Here is a 16430-nt window from a genome sequence, read left to right on the forward strand (position 1 = left end):
CGTCATTCCTGCACCACCCGCTGCGCCGCGATTACCGCCGGATCGCTGTCGATCGCGTGCAGATAGGCGGTGCGCTCGGCGGTCCCGCGCTTCAGCTTCGCCAGCCCGCGCACCTGGTCCTGCGTCAGCATGATCCGCACATAGCCGCGCTCGACCAGGCACTGGTCCAGCGCCGCCTGCAATTGCGCGCGCACGTCGCTGCGCGTCATCGCCTGATATTTCGCGCCGAAATTCGCCGTCCGCCGCGCCACATTGGCGTCGTCATGATGCATGCCGATATTCGCCGCCGCCATCAGCGGGCTGGCATCGCTATCGCCGCCATAGGTTCGCAGGATCATCGTCAGGTCGACCATGCTCAGCGCATCCAGCGCCTGCGCCGTCTCCGGTCGCACCGTCACCGCCCTGTCCCGCGTTGCCTCCGCGCAGGCCCCCGCATCGCCGGCATAGTCGGCCAGCGACACGCCCGCCTTGGCCCAGCTCGTCGGCGGCGCGGCGCGCGCGCCAGCGCCCAGCATCATCACCATCGGCGCCATCAGCATCAGCGCCATCCTGCTCCGGGTCACACGCCGCATCCTCGCCTCCTCAGCCCCAATGCCCGTTCAGTGCCGCGCCTTCGCCCAGCGCCCGATCATCCAGATATGCAGCGCATGGATCGCCACCATGCCCGCCGCGATGGCCAGCAGCACCGGGATCACCAGCCCCTCCTGCCCGGCGCGCGGCGGCACCCACAAGGCCATCGCGCCCACGGCCAGGATCAGCATCGTCCCCAGCACCGGCGTGAAGGCCAGCGCCACGGTCCGCGGCGCATGCCAGCTCACCGCCCCGGTCAGCGTCCATTGCATCGGCAGCCGGTCGATCGCCCGGAACCGCCGATCGGCGCGCACCGACAGCGCGATCATCGCCCCCACCGCCGCCAACAGGATCAGCCCAACCAGCATCGCCCGATCTCCAAAGCCCGATCTCAAAACCGCGCCCCGATCCTACCAGAAGAACCGCGCACCAGCAAAAGCCTGCCGCGCAAAGGGCGGGCCTCGACGATCTCCCGCCCTTGCTTCGCTACGCTGGCAATGACGATGCCGGGTTTTGACGGCTAACGACCAGAAGCTGCCATCGTCACCTCAGCCTTGAGCCGAGGGGCCGCTTCTTTATCTGTTTCACAGAAAAGCGGGATGCCGGGTCAAGCCCGGCATGACGGATGTGGGTAGGGCGGCTTGCGACCAGAAGCGGACGTTTCCTACTCCCCTCCCTTCCAGGGAGGGGCCGGGGGTGGGTGCGCCGCGTATGCGCCGCGCAGCGGCGGTCTACGATCGATAGGGCAGAAGCTCGCTACGCTCGCAACCCACCCCAACCCCTCCCTGGAAGGGAGGGGCTATGTCTTGTTCCCACCCAATTTCACCGTTTTCGTTGCTGGAAGCGGATAATAGCCTTACGCGTCAACCACCCCACGCCTGTGCATGAGAGCGCGATGATAAGCAGCGCGATCCAGAACCAAGTGTTATCGCTTTTGCAGGGCTGCGGAGCGCCTTCGCAGCCACCACTCGTATAGGTGGCAATGAAGAAGAACGGCAGGCCAAAAACAATGCTGAATATGGATGCAACGGCACACCCTATTCGTCCTGCGCCCGTGGCCGGGCTTCTATAACCTTCGTTATTCACGCATGAGATCATGTCGTAGGTCGGGATCGCGGGCAAGGTCCGCTTTAGGCATTCTTCGTCGCAAACGGACTGTCCATTAACCACCCACCGTCGCTCGCGGGACCAAATGGCGCCAGGCTTCCCGATAGCTGCCCGGCGCAAAGCGACCGGAAGCAGGCCTCCCCTTCCAGGAAGAAACAATCCCTTACCGCCATGCACCCGGCACGATTGTCGCCCGACAATCCACCATCATCCAACCACTCGTCTCATCGGCAAAAAAGCTCGGTTCACCTTAATTTCATCGATCTGCCGCATCGATGACCTAAGCGCCTTGATATGAAGCATCGTCTTGATTTGCCACGCAATCGCGCGGTTGCCGACACCGATCAACGGTCGCTCTATGAAGTCTGGGACACGGTCGAGCGCTATGATCGCCGCGCACCGGCGCCCACGCCCGACCATCTGCTCATGGATCAACCGGCCGCGCCGACGACACTTCCAATGGCAGCGGACGAGCCGGCCAGCTGACCGCGGCCGCCCGATCCACGGGCGATCGGCGCGGCCGTTCGCGCATTGTCGCGCGACCTTCTCGCCTTCCCCTCACGTCCCCGCAGCCGCGCGTCGCCGGCGTATCTCCGCCAGCACGCGCTCGACGCTGGCGATCGCTGCGGGGCTGCCCGGTCCGGTCGCATCGCCCCGCGCCGCCCGGCGCGCCGCGACCTGGGCCGCATGCAGCTTCAGCAATTGCAGCCCCAGCGACGGATTGGGCGCGCGCTTGACCTTGCGGGTCTTCACCGCACCCTCGCCATCCTCGATGATTTCCTCGCTCTCGCAGCCATGCAGCGCCAGCCGGATCAGCATCGCCTCGATCTCGCCATAGCCCTGCTCGATCGCCGCATCCCAGTCGCGCGCAAATTCCGCGTCGCGCTGCTTCAGCCCATAGGCCGCCTGCCGGCTCTTCCCCACCGTCCGCGCCGCCTCGCTGACATTGCAGGTCTCGGCCAGCTCCGCCAGGAAACGGCCGCGCACCGCCTTGCTCCACGTATCCCGCCGCGCCTTGCGCACCTGCGTCCGCACCCCGTCGCCCGCCGCCTGCCGCTGCACCACCCGGCCCGACCGCCCGGCCGCCCCCTTTCGCGCGCCCATCGCCCTCTCCCCCGATTGTCCCGAACCATCGCCCCGCCGCGCGACCACGCGCCGCACGCCGCCATCGGCAGCAGCCCCGCGCCACCTCGCCATGCGATAGTTCCCCCGCACACCGCCTCGCCAGCCCCAGCCTCAGCCCCGCGCGCTCGCCCAACGCAAAAGGGGCCGGCCCAACCGGACCAGCCCCTTTCGCCTCACCTGATGGCAATATCTGTCAGCATCACATCGCGGCGCCGGCTTCCCAAAAGCCCCGCGTCTTCAAGCACCAGCCCTCAAGGACCGACTGCCAATCCCGACCTGGAAGACCCAGCCCCAAGGCACAGCCCCAAAAGCCGCCCTCGAAAACCCTGCCTTCCACAGCCCAGCCGATCCATCGCGCCACCACCGACCGGCGCCAGCGAGTCGCAATTATCGACTTTCCTCTTATCTGCCCGATCAGCGTGACGATGTCAAGCAAAATGTTCCATATGGGCTATACAGCCTTGCCCAGCATCCGCGCCTCCAGCGCCATCGCCCCGGCAAAGCTCGGCCGCGCCCGCAATCCGTCGAGCCAGGCCTTCACCCTGGGCCAGCGGCCATCCTTCAGCCCGTTGCTGCAATAGCAGACATTGATCAGCGGACAGGCCACCGCAATGTCGGCCAGGGTGAAGCGATCCTCCACCAGCCAGCCGCTCTCGGGCAGAACCGCCTCCAGATAATCATAGATGCCCGGCATCTTCTCCGCCTCCGCCCGGTCGGCACGGGCCGGGTCGTGCGGCATGTCGAGCAGCTTGCCGACCACCCGGTTGAAGAAGATGTCGACGCCCACCGGCTGGGCGATGGTATCGGCAAATTCCTCATACCATATCGTCCGCGCCCGCGCCTTCGCCTCGGTCGGGATCAGGTTCGGTTCGGGATGCAGCACATCCATATAGGTTATGATCGCGGTCGAATCGCTGATCGCGAAATCGCCATCGACCAGGGCCGGGATCTTGCCAAAGGGGGACGCCCGCTCGAACGCCTCGCCGCCCTTGCCGAACCCGGCCGGCCGCACCTCGACCGCGATCCCCTTTTCCGCTGCAAAGACAATGACCTTGCGCACAAAGGGCGACGGCCGCGCACCATAGATGATCATGCACCCACTCCTGCTTTTCTGGTGGTGGAGCACCGATCCTGCCAGACCAGTCGCATATTGCAACTGTCCACTTCTGCCCTGCCCGGCCCTGACCGCGCAATCCATTAGGTGTTCGACCGGAATTTCCACGCCCCCGCAAATCGGAAAGCCTTTGCAGGGGCAATCCGGGATGGGGGCGGTCATGGACAGACGCGCGTTTCTGGCGACGATGGCGGGCGCAGCGGGTGCAGCCGGCCTGGTCAGCTGCCATCAGGCCAGCGGCAAGCCGGCCGCCCTCATCCATCCGCGCCGCACCGCGCTTGCCGGGGAAGCCTGGGCCGATGCCGATGTCGTCGTCTATGGCGCCACCCCCGCCGGCGTCATCGCCGCGGTCAGCGCCGCCAATCTGGGCGCGTCGGCGGTGCTGATCGGCGGCTGGCGCGAAATCCAGCCCGGCGGCATGCTGGCCGGCGGGCTCAGCTGGACCGACATACGCGATATCGATGCGGTCGGCGGCTATGCCCGCACCACCATGGCCGCGCTGGCGGCGTCCGGCGGCATGCCGGGCAATCGCTACGCCTTCGACCCGGCCGTTGCCGCCCCCTATTTCCGCGACCTGCTCGACGCCGCCGGGGTGCCGGCCCTCTGGTCGGACGGGGTCGAGACCGTCGACCGGACCGATCGCGCCATCCGCGAGATCATCACCCGCTCGGGCGTTCGCGCCCATGGCCGCATCTTCATCGACGCCTCCTATGAAGGCGACCTGATGGCCCGCGCCGGCATCAGCACCAGGGTCGGGCGCGAAGCCGCCGACCGGGCCAATCCCTATAATGGCTATCGCGGGTCACGCTATGAGCTGCTGACCCGGACCGATCCGCCGCAGAAGGATAATATCCTGCCGATCGACCCTTTCGTCGACCAGCCGTCGGGCCGCCTGATCGCCGGGGTCGATCCCGCGCCGAACCGGCCGGTCGGCGCCGCCGACGATGGCGTGCAGGCCTATTGCTTCCGCCTGACCATGACCGATCGGCCCGAACTGCGGCTCGACCTGCCCGCCACCGCGCCCGATGGCTATCGCGAGGCCGACTATGAATTGCTGTTCCGCGATTTCGACCGGCGCCGGCGCGCTGGCCAGGTCTATGGCCGCGACTGGCATTTCGCCCGCGATCTGGTGAAGGCGGACGAGGTCGCGCCGGGCATCTACGACATCAACAATCGCGGCACCATGTCGCTCGACGCGGTCGGCCTCAACCGCGCCTATCCGGCGGCCGACTATGATGCGCGCGAACGCATATGGAAGGCGCATGAAAATTATATTCGCGGCTGGTTCCACGCCATGGCCCATGGCCGCGATCCCCGCATTCCCGCCGGGCTGCAACGCGATGTGCGCAACTGGGGGCTGGTGCGCGGCCGCCACACCGATTGCCATCCCGCCGACACGCCCGGCTGGTCGCCCCAGCTCTATGTGCGCGAGGCGCGGCGGCTGGACAATGGCCTTGCCTGGTCGGGCCGGGACGTGTCGGATATCGACGGCGTGCCCCCGCGCCTCCCCTCGATCGTCGCCATGACCTCCTACTGGCAGGACAGCCACGCCGCCAGCCGCATCGCGGTCCGGGACGAACGGGGACAATGGGGCATCGTCAATGAAGGCCATTTCATGCTGCCCGCCGGCGGCAAATATCAACGCTCGCCGCTGCCCTTCGAACTGATGGTGCCGCATCGCGACCAATGCACCAACCTCATGGTGCCCTTCTGCGTCGCGGCGACCCACCAGGCCTTCTCCACCATCCGCATGGAGCCGACCTCGATGGCACTGGGCGAAGCGGCCGGCACCGCCGCCGCCCTGGCCGTGATCGACCGCGATCGGGTCGATATCCAGGATGTCGACACCTATCGGCTGCAACAGATGATCGTCGCCAATGGCGGCGTGATCCAGGGCGTGACCAACTGGGAATTGCTGCAGAGGAAGCTGAAGCACCGCCTCGACCGTCTGCGCGGCTGACACCCCTCCGGCACAGGCGCCCATCCGGCACAAGCCGCCCGTCAGCGCAACGATGATCCGAACGCGCGACGCACGATGCGGGGCACAATCACAGGGCCATATCCATGCCCAGCATCCGCGCCAGCATGAAGGTGAGGGACAGGAGGCCCACCAGCGCCAGCAGCAGGGCCAGGCTGATCTTGCCGACCGCGCTCAGCACCGCCCCCTTCTGCGCCTTCCTGTCCTGTTCATAATGCCATCGGACGGCAAAGAACATGCCCGCCCCCAGCACGACGACCTTGAACAGGATGAAAACAACAGGAAACCAGTCCATGATCTTGAACACATCCCGGCCAACAAGAAACCATGTTCATCAGGATTGCCGCGACGGCAATCGAACGCCGCCTCCTATGTCGGGAACAGGGGGATGACCATGGGACATTATGCCCGCCCCGGACAGGCTCCGGCCATGCACTGCCATCGGTTTGGTCGATCGCCGCCCAGAAAAGCGGCCCTCGCCGTTCCGTCATCCCGCACTTGATCCGGGATGACGCCCATGGAGATTGGCAGGTTTCGACCCTTTTAAGACGCTCAGCCGCAAATTTCCGCGTTCCAGGAGCGGACCGTCAGCTAACCTGATAACACCCTTCAGAACTGGCCGTTTGCTGACTGGCAGGTTTCAGCTGGACAGTGGGCGATAGCTGCCGGTCCTCTTTCAGGTCTGGCGATCGGTCGCGGAAGGGAAAAGCTGTCGATCGGCCGTCGACCAAAAGTTGCCGTTAGCTGGTCACTTGTCTCTCGATGAAATCAGCCGTTCTCGCCTTTCTGCTTGTTCCTTGAGAACGGGTTCGATCCAGTTGCGCGTGAATTTCGGCGTCCACCGGAATAAAGCGCCAGCATTTTCCGCTAAACCGCAATGCACCGCTGCCTCCATCGGATCGCGCAACACATCATCAGGTTCGAACCATTCTCCATGCTCATATAGCGAAATGTCACCGTTCCAGAATGGCCATGGCAGAATCGGTTCGCCAAAATGATCCATCAACTCCATGGTGGTAATAATGACATTGAAGAAGTCCTCGTCCGAACAACCAGACTGACTTTCTATCACCTGCTCTATTCCATCGATTTCGGTCGCGAAGACAGCGCGCCTTTTTCCATCCTCTTGTTTTTGCCGGATCATGACATTTAATCGGAGGAAGGCTGTCTGCACCCGGCCAAATGCACTTTCGTCAGCGCATACTATAGGCATATTGATGATGGTTGGCCCATGTAGGTCATGCCACCAAGCTTCAAATTCGCTCAATATGGTGGCTGCGACGACGCCGAATTTTCCGGCGCAGGTTCGTAATGCATGTTGAGACACGACATCAGCCTTCCAGTTGACGCTCCATGTTTCTTAGCTCGGTTCGTTAGCCTGTGTCTGCTTTTATAAATTTAGTCATCGGATGCAGAAGGTCCGCAATCCACCCAAAGCTGCCGCTCCACCCCAGTTCGCAGCCCCTCGCCACGCCCTCTTCGCGAAGCAGGCGCAATGCCGGCCCCTCTGGCCGCGCCCCGGCTTTTCGCCTATGCTTCGCCATGGCGCGCGCACGCGTGACGCCCCATGGCGGGAGGGTTCATGGCAGGACATTCGGCATTCCCCTCATTCCCGCTGCGCTGCGGCCTGTCGCTCGCCCTGCTGGCGGCAATCCCGGCCCGGTCGCAGGACCATCCGCCCGCACCGGCCGCCGCCTCCCCCGCCGACGATGAGATCGTCGTCATCGCCCGCAAGATGCGCCAGGTGAAGATCGATTATGCCGCCTTGGGCACCGACCTGCGCCAATGCGTCATCACCCGTTCCAGCGGCGACGCCCGGATCGACCGGATCATGTGCGCGATGCTCAGCGCCTGCGTGCGCGAGGGCGTCAGTGATCCGGCCGGTGGCAAGGCCTGCATCAACGCCAAGATCGCCAGTTTCGAGGATGAGGTCGTGCCGGTGCCTGCGCCCCTGCCCCCGCCCCCGCCCGCCGCCGTCGCCGCCATGGCCGGCCCGCCTCCAGCCGCCCCGTCCCCGGCCCCGCCCGACCAGCCGCCCGCCCCGCCAAAAGGGCCGCCGATCGTCGTCACCGGCCGCCCCAACCCGATCCTCGCGGGCCAATGGGCGTTCAGCCAGCACCAGACCGTGATCCGCGATTTCAGCGCCCGCACCCTGCCGATCCGCACCTGGAACCTGTGCATCCCCGACGGCACGATCGACGCGACGATCGAAACCATGCTGGACGACAGTTTCGCCGGCCCCGGCACGTCCAGCTATTGCCGGCAATGGAAACTGGACGGCGACGGCGCCGCCATACACGGCAATCAGCGCTGCTGGCTCGGGCCGGGGGTGCGGATGCAGGGCAAGCTGGAAGGCGAAATCGGCCCGCGCAATGTCGAGATAAAACGCAACATCCGCCTGTTCGAGGTCAATAGCGCGCCCGCCCGCGATCTGGGCAGCCCCATGGGCGGCGACGCAGAATTTCTCATGTCGATCACCGGCACCCGCGTCGGCAATTGCAGGCCCCGGCGCTGAGCACGGCTCGGTGTCGAGCCGATAGCCATGTGGCTGGAGAAGGCATCGGATATCGAACAATCGGCCCGGATTGCCGGCAACAGTTCCGAATTGAAACCAAAATTGACAGACCCCTGCTGTCGCCATAACCTCCTTTCGTCTAGCGAAGGAGTGCCCCGATGCGTTTCGCGTTTCTTCTCCCGGTAATCGCTTCCGTACTCGCCGCCCCGGCGACAGCCCAGTCGCCCGATCAGGCCCGCTCTTACGAAGGGCTCCGTCCCAGCTGGGACAATCTCTACAACGTCGATTCGAGCGTCTATGGGGATTTTCGATCGCCGCAATATGGCCAGGTCCGCCATTTGATGCAGCAAGGCCATTATGCCCAGGCCGACAAGGCGCTGGACAGGATCATGAGCGGATCGAACGATCTTGAGGCGCGCTTCCTGAAAGGGGTAACGGCGCTGGCGCTCAACAATCCCGAAGGCGCACGGCGCTATTTCGAACGGGCATTGCCCCATGGGCGCAGCGGCCATCCCGGCGCCATGTCGGGCCTGGCGCTGGCCGAAATCCGCCTCGGCAATCCTGATGCGGCGCGCGACCTGCTCCAGAAGCTGGAATATCAGAAGGGGAAATGCGCCGCCAACTGCGATCGGGCGCAGGCCATCGATCAGGCCATTGGTGTCGTGACCAAGGCGCTCGGCTGACCAGCAGGCCCGGCAACCATTCCCTGCCGGGCCCGTCGCGACTAGGGCGCCTCCATGGATGGCGACATGGAATTTCTCATGTCGATCACTGGCGCCCGCGTCGGCAATTGCAGGCCCCGGCGCTAGCCACGCCAGACCACGCCAGCACCATAGGGCAAGCCCTGCGCAATTGGCCGCCATGCTTTCCAAGCCCGGCGGATCGATATAATATCGCGCGTACAAATCCGCCGTCCCGTCATCGGTCTCGCGCCAATAGGGGACTGGAGAAGGATCGACCGTCATGGCCAATCGCTACGGAACCAAGAATAACAATATTCTGAGCGGCACCACCGGTCGCGACCGGATCGTCGGGCGCGGCGGCAATGACATCCTCTATGGCCGCGGCGGCCGGGACGTACTGCTCGGCGGATCGGGTGGAGACCGCATCCATCTCGGCATTGCCAGCCGCTATTCGGACGTGTTCGGCAGCCGGATCGACGGTGGCGAGGGCACCGACCTCGCTTATCTCTACCTCAGCGAAATGACGCAGAAGCTGAAGATCCTGCCCAATTTCGAACGCATCACCGCCGACGCGGGCGACGGCACGGCCCCCCGCACCCTGGTCACGATCCACGGCATCGAAGTGCTGATCGCCTATCTGGGCACGGGCGACGATTATGTCCTGCTCGGCCCTCGCGAGGCGATCATCCGGGCCGGCGATGGCAGGGACAGGCTGATCGGCGGCGACATGCACGACGATTTCAGGGGCGATGGCGGCGATGACGTGCTGTTCGGCCAGGGCGGCGGCGACAGCCTGGATGGCGGCGCGGGCACGGATCTCATCCTTGGCGGCGCCGGCGCGGACGACATTGTCGGCGCCGACGGTGCCGATCGCCTATATGGCGGCGATGATCGCGATACGCTCTCGGGTGGCAACGGCGATGATCGCATCCATGGCGATGCCGGCGATGACATACTCTATGGCGGGTCGGATGCGGACATAATGTTCGGCGATGATGGCGCCGATATCCTGTGGGGCGAATGGGGCGACGACCGGATTTATGGCGGCAGCGGCAATGACCAACTCGATGGCGGTGAAGGCCGCGACATAGTGGACGGAGGCGCCGGGGACGATGCCGTCGCCGGCGGCGCGGGCAATGACAGGATCTATGGCGGCCTCGGCGCCGATCGCCTGCTCGGCGGCGCCGGCAAGGATCGCTTCGTCTGGCGCGACCTGGCCGAAGGCGGCGATACCGTCCGCGATTTCGAACAGGGCGTGGATCGGCTGGTCGTGGCCGGCCGCGCCGTGGGTGGCCTGACCAGCGTGAACGACAGCAATTTTTCCAGCAATGCCAACGGCGTGGCAATCGATGCCAATGATCGATTCCTCTATGCGCAGGACAGCAGGATGCTGTTCTTCGATCCCGATGGCAGCGGCGCGGCCCCCGCCACGCTGATTGCCCAAATTCAGTTCAGCGTCGGCATCCAGCTTTACGCCAGCGACATCGTCATTGGATGAAGCCGGCATCGCGAAGGCGCACCCGCCAGCAAAGCCATATCCATAACCAATCGATTATCGTATTTCGTGCATCTGTTCCCTGGCAGCTTTGGCTTCGGCGCAAAATTCCCCCGCCTCGCGGCAGCGCCGCTCCATCTTCTCGACGGCCTCCTTCCATTGCTGCAAAACATAGGGGTCTCCCGCGATCGAGGGAGAGAATATCCGTCGGCCCGACGGCACCGATGCAGCCCCGCCCGGCGACACGGCAGAAGGCGGCGCCTCCTGCCGATGCGCCGCGCGCTGCGACACCCCTAGGCCCAGCAGGAAAAAGCCCGCCGCCCCCAGCACCAGCCCGCATCCGGTCAGCACGCGCCTGGCCTGGTTCATGATCGTCTCCGCCGCTCGCCCTGCGCCCTATTTCGCGAACCGCCTATTTCACGAACCGCTTGAAGAAGCTGTCGCTGTTCCAGCTCGGCCGCGTGTCCGCATTGGCGACTCGCAGCGTCACCGCGGTCACATAATCGTTCAGCTTCGCCGTCTCGGCCGGCATCACCGGCTGGGTCGCGTCGTCGAAGGGCGAATGATAGATGTTCGCGCGCCACGCCTTCTCCACCGTCGCTTCCGGCGTCCCGGCCTTGAAGCCATATTTGAAGAACAGCGCCGGTATCCCCTCCCGGATGAAGGCATATTGGTCGGACCGGATGAAGACGTTGCGGTCGGGGAAGGGATCGGGCGTGATCGGCAGGCCCATCGCGTCGCTCACCGCCGCCGCATCCTGGCCCAGGCTGCTCTGGTCATAGCCGACCGGGGTCACGCTGGTCAGCTTGAAGATCGGCAGCGCCATGTCGAAATTGAGGTCGGCGACGATGCTCTTGCTCGGCACGGTCGGCCGCCGCGCGAAATAGCGCGATCCCAACAGGCCCTTTTCCTCGCCGGTGACGATGGTGAACAGGATGGATCGTTTCGGCTTCACCTTGCTCGCCTTCAACGCCTTGGCGATCTCGATCAGGCTGGCGACGCCCGACGCATTGTCCAGCGCGCCATTATAGATGGCGTCGCCCTTGATCGGCGTGCCGACGCCATAGCCGTCCAGATGCGCCGACAGCACGACATAGTCCTTGGCCAGCTTGGGGTCGCTGCCCGGCATCACCGCCACCAGATTGGGCGAGGACAAGGCCACCCGTTTGGCCGCGACCGCCGCCTTGAGCCGCAGCGTCAACGGGAAGCTGGCAACCGGCTTGGACGCATCGGCCGCCGCCGCGATCGCCGCGAAATCCTGGCCGCTGCCGGCGAACAGGTCGGCCGACCGAGCCGGGTCGAACTGGGCATTGAGGAAGGGCGTCTGCGTGTCGCGCATCGCCACATCCTCATAATAGACCGCCGGCGCGCTCGCCAGCGCCTTGCGCCGGTCCCAGGGAATCTCGACCTGCCCCGGCGTCACCAGGCTGATCATGCCGAGCGCCCCCTGCGCCGCCAGCCAGTGGCCCCGTTCCGATCGGGCATGGGATTTGAGCGCGCCGCTGATCTCCGCCGGCCCGCCCGAAACGACCACCACGATCTTGCCTTTCAGGTCCAGCCCGGCAAAATCGTCATGGCCCACTTCGGGCAGATGCAGGCCATAGCCCGCAAACACCATCGGCGCGTCGATCGCGCCGGGCACCGGGCCGCCGCTGCCGGAAAAGATGATGTCGCCCGGCACCGACAACGCCGTCTCGCCACTAGCCCCGACCAGGCTCGCCCTGCTCTCGCCCGACAGCACCGTCTGCTCGACAAAGGCGATCGGCTGCTTATAGCCCTCGACCCCGGCCGGTTTCAGCCCCAATGCCTGAAACTGGCCGATCACATAGTCGGCCGCCTTGTCATAGCCCGGCGTGCCGGTGCCGCGCCCCTGCATGTCGTCCGCCGCCAATATCTGGACATGGCGCCACCATGTCGCGCCGCGCGCCGCCAGATCATCCTCAGCCGGCGCGGCGCTGGCCGCCGCTCCCATCATCGCGACCAGCGGCAGGGCGGAAAACAGCTTGCGCATCGGTGGAATACCCTTCTTTTATCCTGCAGATATCATGCCTTATCCTGCCCGACGAACAAGGGGGCTTGGAACCGCCACGGCAAGAGTGTATTGTAAAGATAATACAGCATGGAGATAATGATGCCGCGCCTGCCCCTGTCCCACCACCTGACCCTCGCCACCCTGCTCGCCATCGGCCTTGCCACCAGCGCCTGCTCGCGCGGCAACGATCATCAGTCCGGCGGCGGCAACGGCGACTCCCCGGCCGCCGCCAGCACCCCGCAGGACTGGGCCGCGCTCAAGGATTTCAGCCGCATCGACGTGACCGGACCTGACAATGTCGTCGTCACCATCGGCCCCAAATTCTCGGTCACCGCCGATGGCGATCCCAAGTCGGTCGCCCTGCTCGACATCCGAGTGAAGGCCGACACGCTCCAGATCGGCCGCAAGTCCGAAGGCATGTGGAACAAGGTCGACGGCGGCAAGGGCGCGACCATCCATGTCACCCTGCCCGCGATCCGCGCGATCGACGTCACCGGCTCGGGCGACTTCACCCTCGACAAGGCGGAAGGCGGCGACCTGGCCCTCTCGCTCACCGGTTCGGGCGATCTCGACATCGGCCAGGTGAAGCTTGGCAGCCTCAAGGCGGAAATCACCGGATCGGGCAGCATCACCCTCGCCGGCACCGCCGATCAGGGCGAATTGTCGATCACCGGCACCGGCGACATCGACGCCGCCGGGCTGAAGCTCGGCCGTGCCGCTGCCGAAGTCATGGGCACCGGCGACATGGACTTTGCCTCCGACGGTCCGGTCGCTATCAAGATCATGGGCACCGGCGACGTCAAGGTGAAGGGCAAGGCGCAATGCACGACGAACACGATGGGACCGGGCGAGGCGCATTGCGGCCCCTGATGCTGGCAGCGGCGGCGGCACTGGCCGGGGCTTCCCCCGCCGGCGCCGCCACCCGCGGCTATACCATCACCAGCTTCGACCAGATCCGCGTCGACGCCCCGGTCACGGTCATCATCACCACCGGCACCGGCGTCTCGGCACGGGCGGAGGGGGACCAGCGCGCGCTCGACCGGCTGCGCGTCGATGTCTCGGGCCGGCTCGCCATCATCTCGATGGAGCGGCCCGAACCGGGCGAAAAGGGTCTCGGCCCCGCGACCATCCGCCTCTCCACCGGCGAAGTGAACCGCGTCGTCCTGACCGGCGGCGGCGCCGTCGCGGTCAGCGCGATGAAGGGCCTCACTGGCGAGATCGTCCAGGGCGGCAATGGCGATGTCAGCGTCGCGTCGCTCCAGCTCGACAATCTCCAGGTCACGCTCGCCGGCGGTGGCCGCACCACGCTCGCCGGCACCGCCGGCGTCGCCAATCTGCGCATCAGCGGCCCCGGCGCGATCGTCGCCGACCATCTGGTCGCGCGCCAGGCCGCGATCCTCAACGACGGCTCGGGCAATGTCGCCCTCACCGCCAACGGCCCGGTCAGCATCCGCTCGACCGGATCGGGCGATGTCAGCGTCGCCGGCAAGCCGATCTGCACCGTCGAAAATCAAGGCACCGGCCGCATCCAGTGCGGCACCGAGGGCTTCTGAACGGCGCGGCGGCGGATCACCGCGCCGGAACATTGCCATGCTTATGGAAGTCTTTACCCTGCCCGCGCTAGTCAGGGCGACCTGACCCCAACCGGACCTTCCTCCATGCGCCCAGCCCTTGCCCTGCCCGTTCTTGCCGCCCTGTTGCTGGCCCAGCCGGCCGCGGCCCAGGTGGCGGCGCCCGACAGCGGCGATACCGGCTGGATGATCGCCTGCGCCCTGTTGCTGCTGCTTGCCGCGCTGCCGGGCCTGATGCTGCGTCATGCGGGGCTCGCCAATGTCCGCCACGGGCTTGCCGCCATGGCTCAGACGCTGGTCGCTGGCGCGACGATCCTGCTCGGCTGGGGTCTTGCCGGCTACAGCCTTGCCTATGCGCCGGGCAGCGAATGGCTGGGCGGCGGCAGCAATCTGCTGCTCGCCAATCTCGCCCCGCTGCGCGACGGCCTCACCGTGCCCGAATCCGCCTTCGTCCTGTTCCAGATGGGCTTTGCCGTGCTGGCCGGCGCCATCGCCGTCGGCGCGATCGCCGGCCGAGCCCGCCTTGGCTGGGTCGCCGCCTTCGCGCCGCTCTGGCTGCTGCTGGTCTTCGCCCCGATCGTCCACTGGATGTGGGGCGGCGGCTGGCTGGCACAGCTTGGCGCGATGGACTTTGCCGGCGGCCTGGTCGTCCATCTCCTGGCCGGCTTCTCCGCCCTCGCCCTGGCCCTCGTCGCCGGGCGGCCCCGCGATGCCCAGGGTGGCGGCCATGCCCATATCCTCGCCATCGCCGGCGGTGCGCTCTTCTGGATCGGCTATGCCGGTGCGGTCGGCGGCTGGGCGCTGGGCGCCACCGACGATGCCGCCACCGCCATCCTCAACCTTTTCTTCGCCGCCTGCGCCGCCAGCCTCGGCTGGGCGCTGGTCGACCGGCTGCTCGGCGCCCATGCCAGCGCCACCGGCCTGCTGTCGGGCGCCATTGCCGGCCTCGCCGCCATTTCCGCCTCGGCTGCCCTGGTCGGCACCGGCGGGGCGATGCTGATCGGCCTCGCCGCCGCGATCATCGCCCGCATCGGCGCCGGTTTCGCCAGCGCCTGGATCGACGATCCCGCCCATATCTTCGCCATCCATGGCCTGGGCGGCGCGACCGGCGCGCTGCTGCTGCCTTTGTTCGTCCTGCCGCTGCTCGGCGGGGTCGGGTTCGACGCCGGCATCACCGCCACCGCCAGCCTGCTCGCCCAGGCGATCGGTCTGGTCGTGATTGCACTCTGGGCGCTGGTCGGCACCGCCATCGCCGCGCTGATCGTCTCGATCCTGGTGCCGCTGCGCGCCACGCCCCAGGCCGAAGCCGATGGCCCGGACGCCATCGAACATGGCCAGCAGGGCTGGGACTTCCGCTGATCCCGCCATGGCCGTCGCCGTCGCCATCTTCGCCCATCAGGAGGAACGCCGGATCGCCGGCTGCCTCGGCTCGCTGCCGCTCGACCGCCCGGACACGATCTTCCATGTGCTGGTGAACGGCACCACCGACCGCACCGTGGCGCGTGCCCGCGCCGCCGCCGCCGGCCGCCCCCATGTGATCGTCCATGACATCGCCGCCGGCGGCAAGTCGCGCACCTGGAACCATTTCGTCCACCACCTGCTCACCGGCACGGAGGATGCCGTCATCTTCCTCGACGGCGATGCCCAGATCGCGCCCGGATCGATCGACGCGCTGGTGGCCGACCTTGCCGCCCATCCCAAGGCCAACGCCGCCGCCGGCATGCCGGTCAATGGTCGCGAAGTGGAAACCTATCGCCGCAACCTGCGGATCGAGCGCGGCATCTTCGGCGATCTCTATGCCCTGTCCGGCCGCTTCGTCGCCGCCATCCGGGCGAGTGGCCTGCGCCTGCCCGACGATCTGGTCGGCGATGACGGGCTGGTCGCCTCCTGGGCGCATACCGATCTGGCAAGCGATGCCGACTGGCAATTGGAGCGGGTGCTGGCCTGCGAAGGCGCGGGCTTCGCCTGCGAACCGGTCGGCCTCACCCGGCCGCTGACCTGGCGGATGCATTACAAGCGGCTGATCAACTATTCGGTCCGCTATTATCAGAACCGCATCGTCTCCGACATCATGAGCCGGGTCGGTCCCGCCGGCCTGCCGGGCGAACTGGTCAGCCTCTATCCCGACTGGCTGCCGCGCTGGCGCCCCCGCCCCGGCCCGATCGGCTGGTTCGACCGCAAGGGCCTCGCCCGGATGAAGGCACGGGTCGCAGCGACAAAAAAAGCGTGACCGGCCGGGC

General features: G+C 66.3%; 18 protein-coding genes. 9 read left to right on the plus strand and 9 right to left on the minus strand.

Translation table 11 applies throughout. From position 1 onward, the window contains the following. Window positions 1-2: 2 nt before the first annotated feature. The 3 genes from JQK15_RS22055 to JQK15_RS22065 all read right to left on the minus strand — a co-directional run bounded on the left by JQK15_RS22055 (window position 3) and on the right by JQK15_RS22065 (window position 1656). Window positions 3-572 carry a hypothetical protein gene (locus JQK15_RS22055; RefSeq protein ID WP_214867947.1) on the minus strand — a complete coding sequence of 190 codons (570 nt, stop codon included), beginning with the start codon at window positions 570-572 and terminating at the stop codon, window positions 3-5. Window positions 573-599: 27 nt separating this feature from the next. Continuing rightward, entirely contained in the window at window positions 600-938 is a 339-nt protein-coding gene (locus tag JQK15_RS22060; protein ID WP_214867949.1) for a hypothetical protein, read from the minus strand. 454 nt (window positions 939-1392) lie between these two features. Continuing rightward, window positions 1393-1656 carry a hypothetical protein gene (locus JQK15_RS22065; RefSeq protein ID WP_214867951.1) on the minus strand — a complete coding sequence of 88 codons (264 nt, stop codon included), beginning with the start codon at window positions 1654-1656 and terminating at the stop codon, window positions 1393-1395. Between the two features lie 315 nt (window positions 1657-1971). Here JQK15_RS22065 and JQK15_RS22070 point away from each other — a divergent pair, with 315 nt between their 5' ends. Continuing rightward, window positions 1972-2163: a hypothetical protein gene (locus JQK15_RS22070; protein WP_214867953.1), complete on the plus strand. Its 192-nt coding sequence runs from the start codon at window positions 1972-1974 to the stop codon at window positions 2161-2163. A 72-nt stretch (window positions 2164-2235) separates the two neighbouring features. Here the strand turns inward: JQK15_RS22070 and JQK15_RS22075 are convergent, their stop codons facing one another. After that, entirely contained in the window at window positions 2236-2874 is a 639-nt protein-coding gene (locus JQK15_RS22075; RefSeq protein WP_251007959.1) for a hypothetical protein, read from the minus strand. 379 nt (window positions 2875-3253) lie between these two features. Next, a complete protein-coding gene (locus tag JQK15_RS22080; protein ID WP_214867955.1) occupies window positions 3254-3895 on the minus strand; it encodes a glutathione S-transferase family protein in 642 nt (213 codons plus the stop codon). Between the two features lie 181 nt (window positions 3896-4076). Between JQK15_RS22080 and JQK15_RS22085 the strand changes: the two genes are divergently transcribed. After that, on the plus strand, window positions 4077-5876 hold the full coding sequence (locus JQK15_RS22085) for an FAD-dependent oxidoreductase (RefSeq protein ID WP_251007960.1): 1800 nt from the start codon (window positions 4077-4079) through the stop codon (window positions 5874-5876). Window positions 5877-5964: 88 nt separating this feature from the next. Here JQK15_RS22085 and JQK15_RS22090 read toward each other — a convergent pair whose 3' ends face one another. Both JQK15_RS22090 and JQK15_RS22095 read right to left on the minus strand, forming a co-directional pair. Beyond that, the gene (locus JQK15_RS22090; RefSeq protein WP_004207829.1) at window positions 5965-6189 is read right to left on the minus strand and encodes a hypothetical protein; all 225 of its coding nucleotides are present in this window, start codon (window positions 6187-6189) and stop codon (window positions 5965-5967) included. Between the two features lie 453 nt (window positions 6190-6642). Further along, on the minus strand, window positions 6643-7221 hold the full coding sequence (locus JQK15_RS22095) for a hypothetical protein (RefSeq protein ID WP_214867959.1): 579 nt from the start codon (window positions 7219-7221) through the stop codon (window positions 6643-6645). A gap of 255 nt (window positions 7222-7476) precedes the next feature. Here JQK15_RS22095 and JQK15_RS22100 point away from each other — a divergent pair, with 255 nt between their 5' ends. The 3 genes from JQK15_RS22100 to JQK15_RS22110 all read left to right on the plus strand — a co-directional run bounded on the left by JQK15_RS22100 (window position 7477) and on the right by JQK15_RS22110 (window position 10590). Continuing rightward, the gene (locus JQK15_RS22100; protein ID WP_214867961.1) at window positions 7477-8409 is read left to right on the plus strand and encodes a hypothetical protein; all 933 of its coding nucleotides are present in this window, start codon (window positions 7477-7479) and stop codon (window positions 8407-8409) included. A 158-nt stretch (window positions 8410-8567) separates the two neighbouring features. Next, a complete protein-coding gene (locus JQK15_RS22105; protein ID WP_126000235.1) occupies window positions 8568-9092 on the plus strand; it encodes a tetratricopeptide repeat protein in 525 nt (174 codons plus the stop codon). Window positions 9093-9372: 280 nt separating this feature from the next. Further along, on the plus strand, window positions 9373-10590 hold the full coding sequence (locus JQK15_RS22110; protein WP_214867963.1) for a calcium-binding protein: 1218 nt from the start codon (window positions 9373-9375) through the stop codon (window positions 10588-10590). A 54-nt stretch (window positions 10591-10644) separates the two neighbouring features. Here JQK15_RS22110 and JQK15_RS22115 read toward each other — a convergent pair whose 3' ends face one another. Beyond that, on the minus strand, window positions 10645-10956 hold the full coding sequence (locus tag JQK15_RS22115; protein ID WP_214867965.1) for a hypothetical protein: 312 nt from the start codon (window positions 10954-10956) through the stop codon (window positions 10645-10647). 43 nt (window positions 10957-10999) lie between these two features. Then, window positions 11000-12598, minus strand: coding sequence for a M28 family metallopeptidase (locus JQK15_RS22120; protein WP_214867967.1), 1599 nt, complete (start codon window positions 12596-12598; stop codon window positions 11000-11002). A 108-nt stretch (window positions 12599-12706) separates the two neighbouring features. Here JQK15_RS22120 and JQK15_RS22125 point away from each other — a divergent pair, with 108 nt between their 5' ends. The 4 genes from JQK15_RS22125 to JQK15_RS22140 all read left to right on the plus strand — a co-directional run bounded on the left by JQK15_RS22125 (window position 12707) and on the right by JQK15_RS22140 (window position 16420). Then, a complete protein-coding gene (locus tag JQK15_RS22125) occupies window positions 12707-13489 on the plus strand; it encodes a head GIN domain-containing protein (protein ID WP_214867973.1) in 783 nt (260 codons plus the stop codon). Next, entirely contained in the window at window positions 13441-14172 is a 732-nt protein-coding gene (locus JQK15_RS22130) for a GIN domain-containing protein (protein WP_214867975.1), read from the plus strand. The genes JQK15_RS22125 and JQK15_RS22130 overlap by 49 nt, the downstream gene beginning before the upstream one ends. Window positions 14173-14277: 105 nt before the next feature. Continuing rightward, a complete protein-coding gene (locus tag JQK15_RS22135) occupies window positions 14278-15549 on the plus strand; it encodes an ammonium transporter (protein ID WP_214867977.1) in 1272 nt (423 codons plus the stop codon). 7 nt (window positions 15550-15556) lie between these two features. Continuing rightward, a complete protein-coding gene (locus JQK15_RS22140; protein WP_214867979.1) occupies window positions 15557-16420 on the plus strand; it encodes a glycosyltransferase family 2 protein in 864 nt (287 codons plus the stop codon). The last annotated feature ends 10 nt before the right edge of the window (window positions 16421-16430 follow it).

Source organism: Sphingobium sp. BHU LFT2, assembly GCF_018604485.1.
In the GTDB taxonomy this organism is placed as follows: domain Bacteria; phylum Pseudomonadota; class Alphaproteobacteria; order Sphingomonadales; family Sphingomonadaceae; genus Sphingobium; species Sphingobium yanoikuyae_A.

Coding starts and splice junctions, on each gene's coding strand:
- JQK15_RS22085 (WP_251007960.1), top strand. CDS start 4,077: ATGGACAGACGCGCGTTTCTGGCGACGATGGCGGGCGCAGCGGGTGCA.
- JQK15_RS22100 (WP_214867961.1), top strand. CDS start 7,477: ATGGCAGGACATTCGGCATTCCCCTCATTCCCGCTGCGCTGCGGCCTG.
- JQK15_RS22125 (WP_214867973.1), top strand. CDS start 12,707: ATGGAGATAATGATGCCGCGCCTGCCCCTGTCCCACCACCTGACCCTC.
- JQK15_RS22110 (WP_214867963.1), top strand. CDS start 9,373: ATGGCCAATCGCTACGGAACCAAGAATAACAATATTCTGAGCGGCACC.
- JQK15_RS22070 (WP_214867953.1), top strand. CDS start 1,972: ATGAAGCATCGTCTTGATTTGCCACGCAATCGCGCGGTTGCCGACACC.
- JQK15_RS22075 (WP_251007959.1), bottom strand. CDS start 2,874: ATGGCGAGGTGGCGCGGGGCTGCTGCCGATGGCGGCGTGCGGCGCGTG.
- JQK15_RS22080 (WP_214867955.1), bottom strand. CDS start 3,895: ATGATCATCTATGGTGCGCGGCCGTCGCCCTTTGTGCGCAAGGTCATT.
- JQK15_RS22055 (WP_214867947.1), bottom strand. CDS start 572: ATGCGGCGTGTGACCCGGAGCAGGATGGCGCTGATGCTGATGGCGCCG.
- JQK15_RS22105 (WP_126000235.1), top strand. CDS start 8,568: ATGCGTTTCGCGTTTCTTCTCCCGGTAATCGCTTCCGTACTCGCCGCC.
- JQK15_RS22130 (WP_214867975.1), top strand. CDS start 13,441: ATGCACGACGAACACGATGGGACCGGGCGAGGCGCATTGCGGCCCCTG.
- JQK15_RS22060 (WP_214867949.1), bottom strand. CDS start 938: ATGCTGGTTGGGCTGATCCTGTTGGCGGCGGTGGGGGCGATGATCGCG.
- JQK15_RS22140 (WP_214867979.1), top strand. CDS start 15,557: ATGGCCGTCGCCGTCGCCATCTTCGCCCATCAGGAGGAACGCCGGATC.
- JQK15_RS22135 (WP_214867977.1), top strand. CDS start 14,278: ATGCGCCCAGCCCTTGCCCTGCCCGTTCTTGCCGCCCTGTTGCTGGCC.
- JQK15_RS22115 (WP_214867965.1), bottom strand. CDS start 10,956: ATGAACCAGGCCAGGCGCGTGCTGACCGGATGCGGGCTGGTGCTGGGG.
- JQK15_RS22090 (WP_004207829.1), bottom strand. CDS start 6,189: ATGGACTGGTTTCCTGTTGTTTTCATCCTGTTCAAGGTCGTCGTGCTG.
- JQK15_RS22120 (WP_214867967.1), bottom strand. CDS start 12,598: ATGCGCAAGCTGTTTTCCGCCCTGCCGCTGGTCGCGATGATGGGAGCG.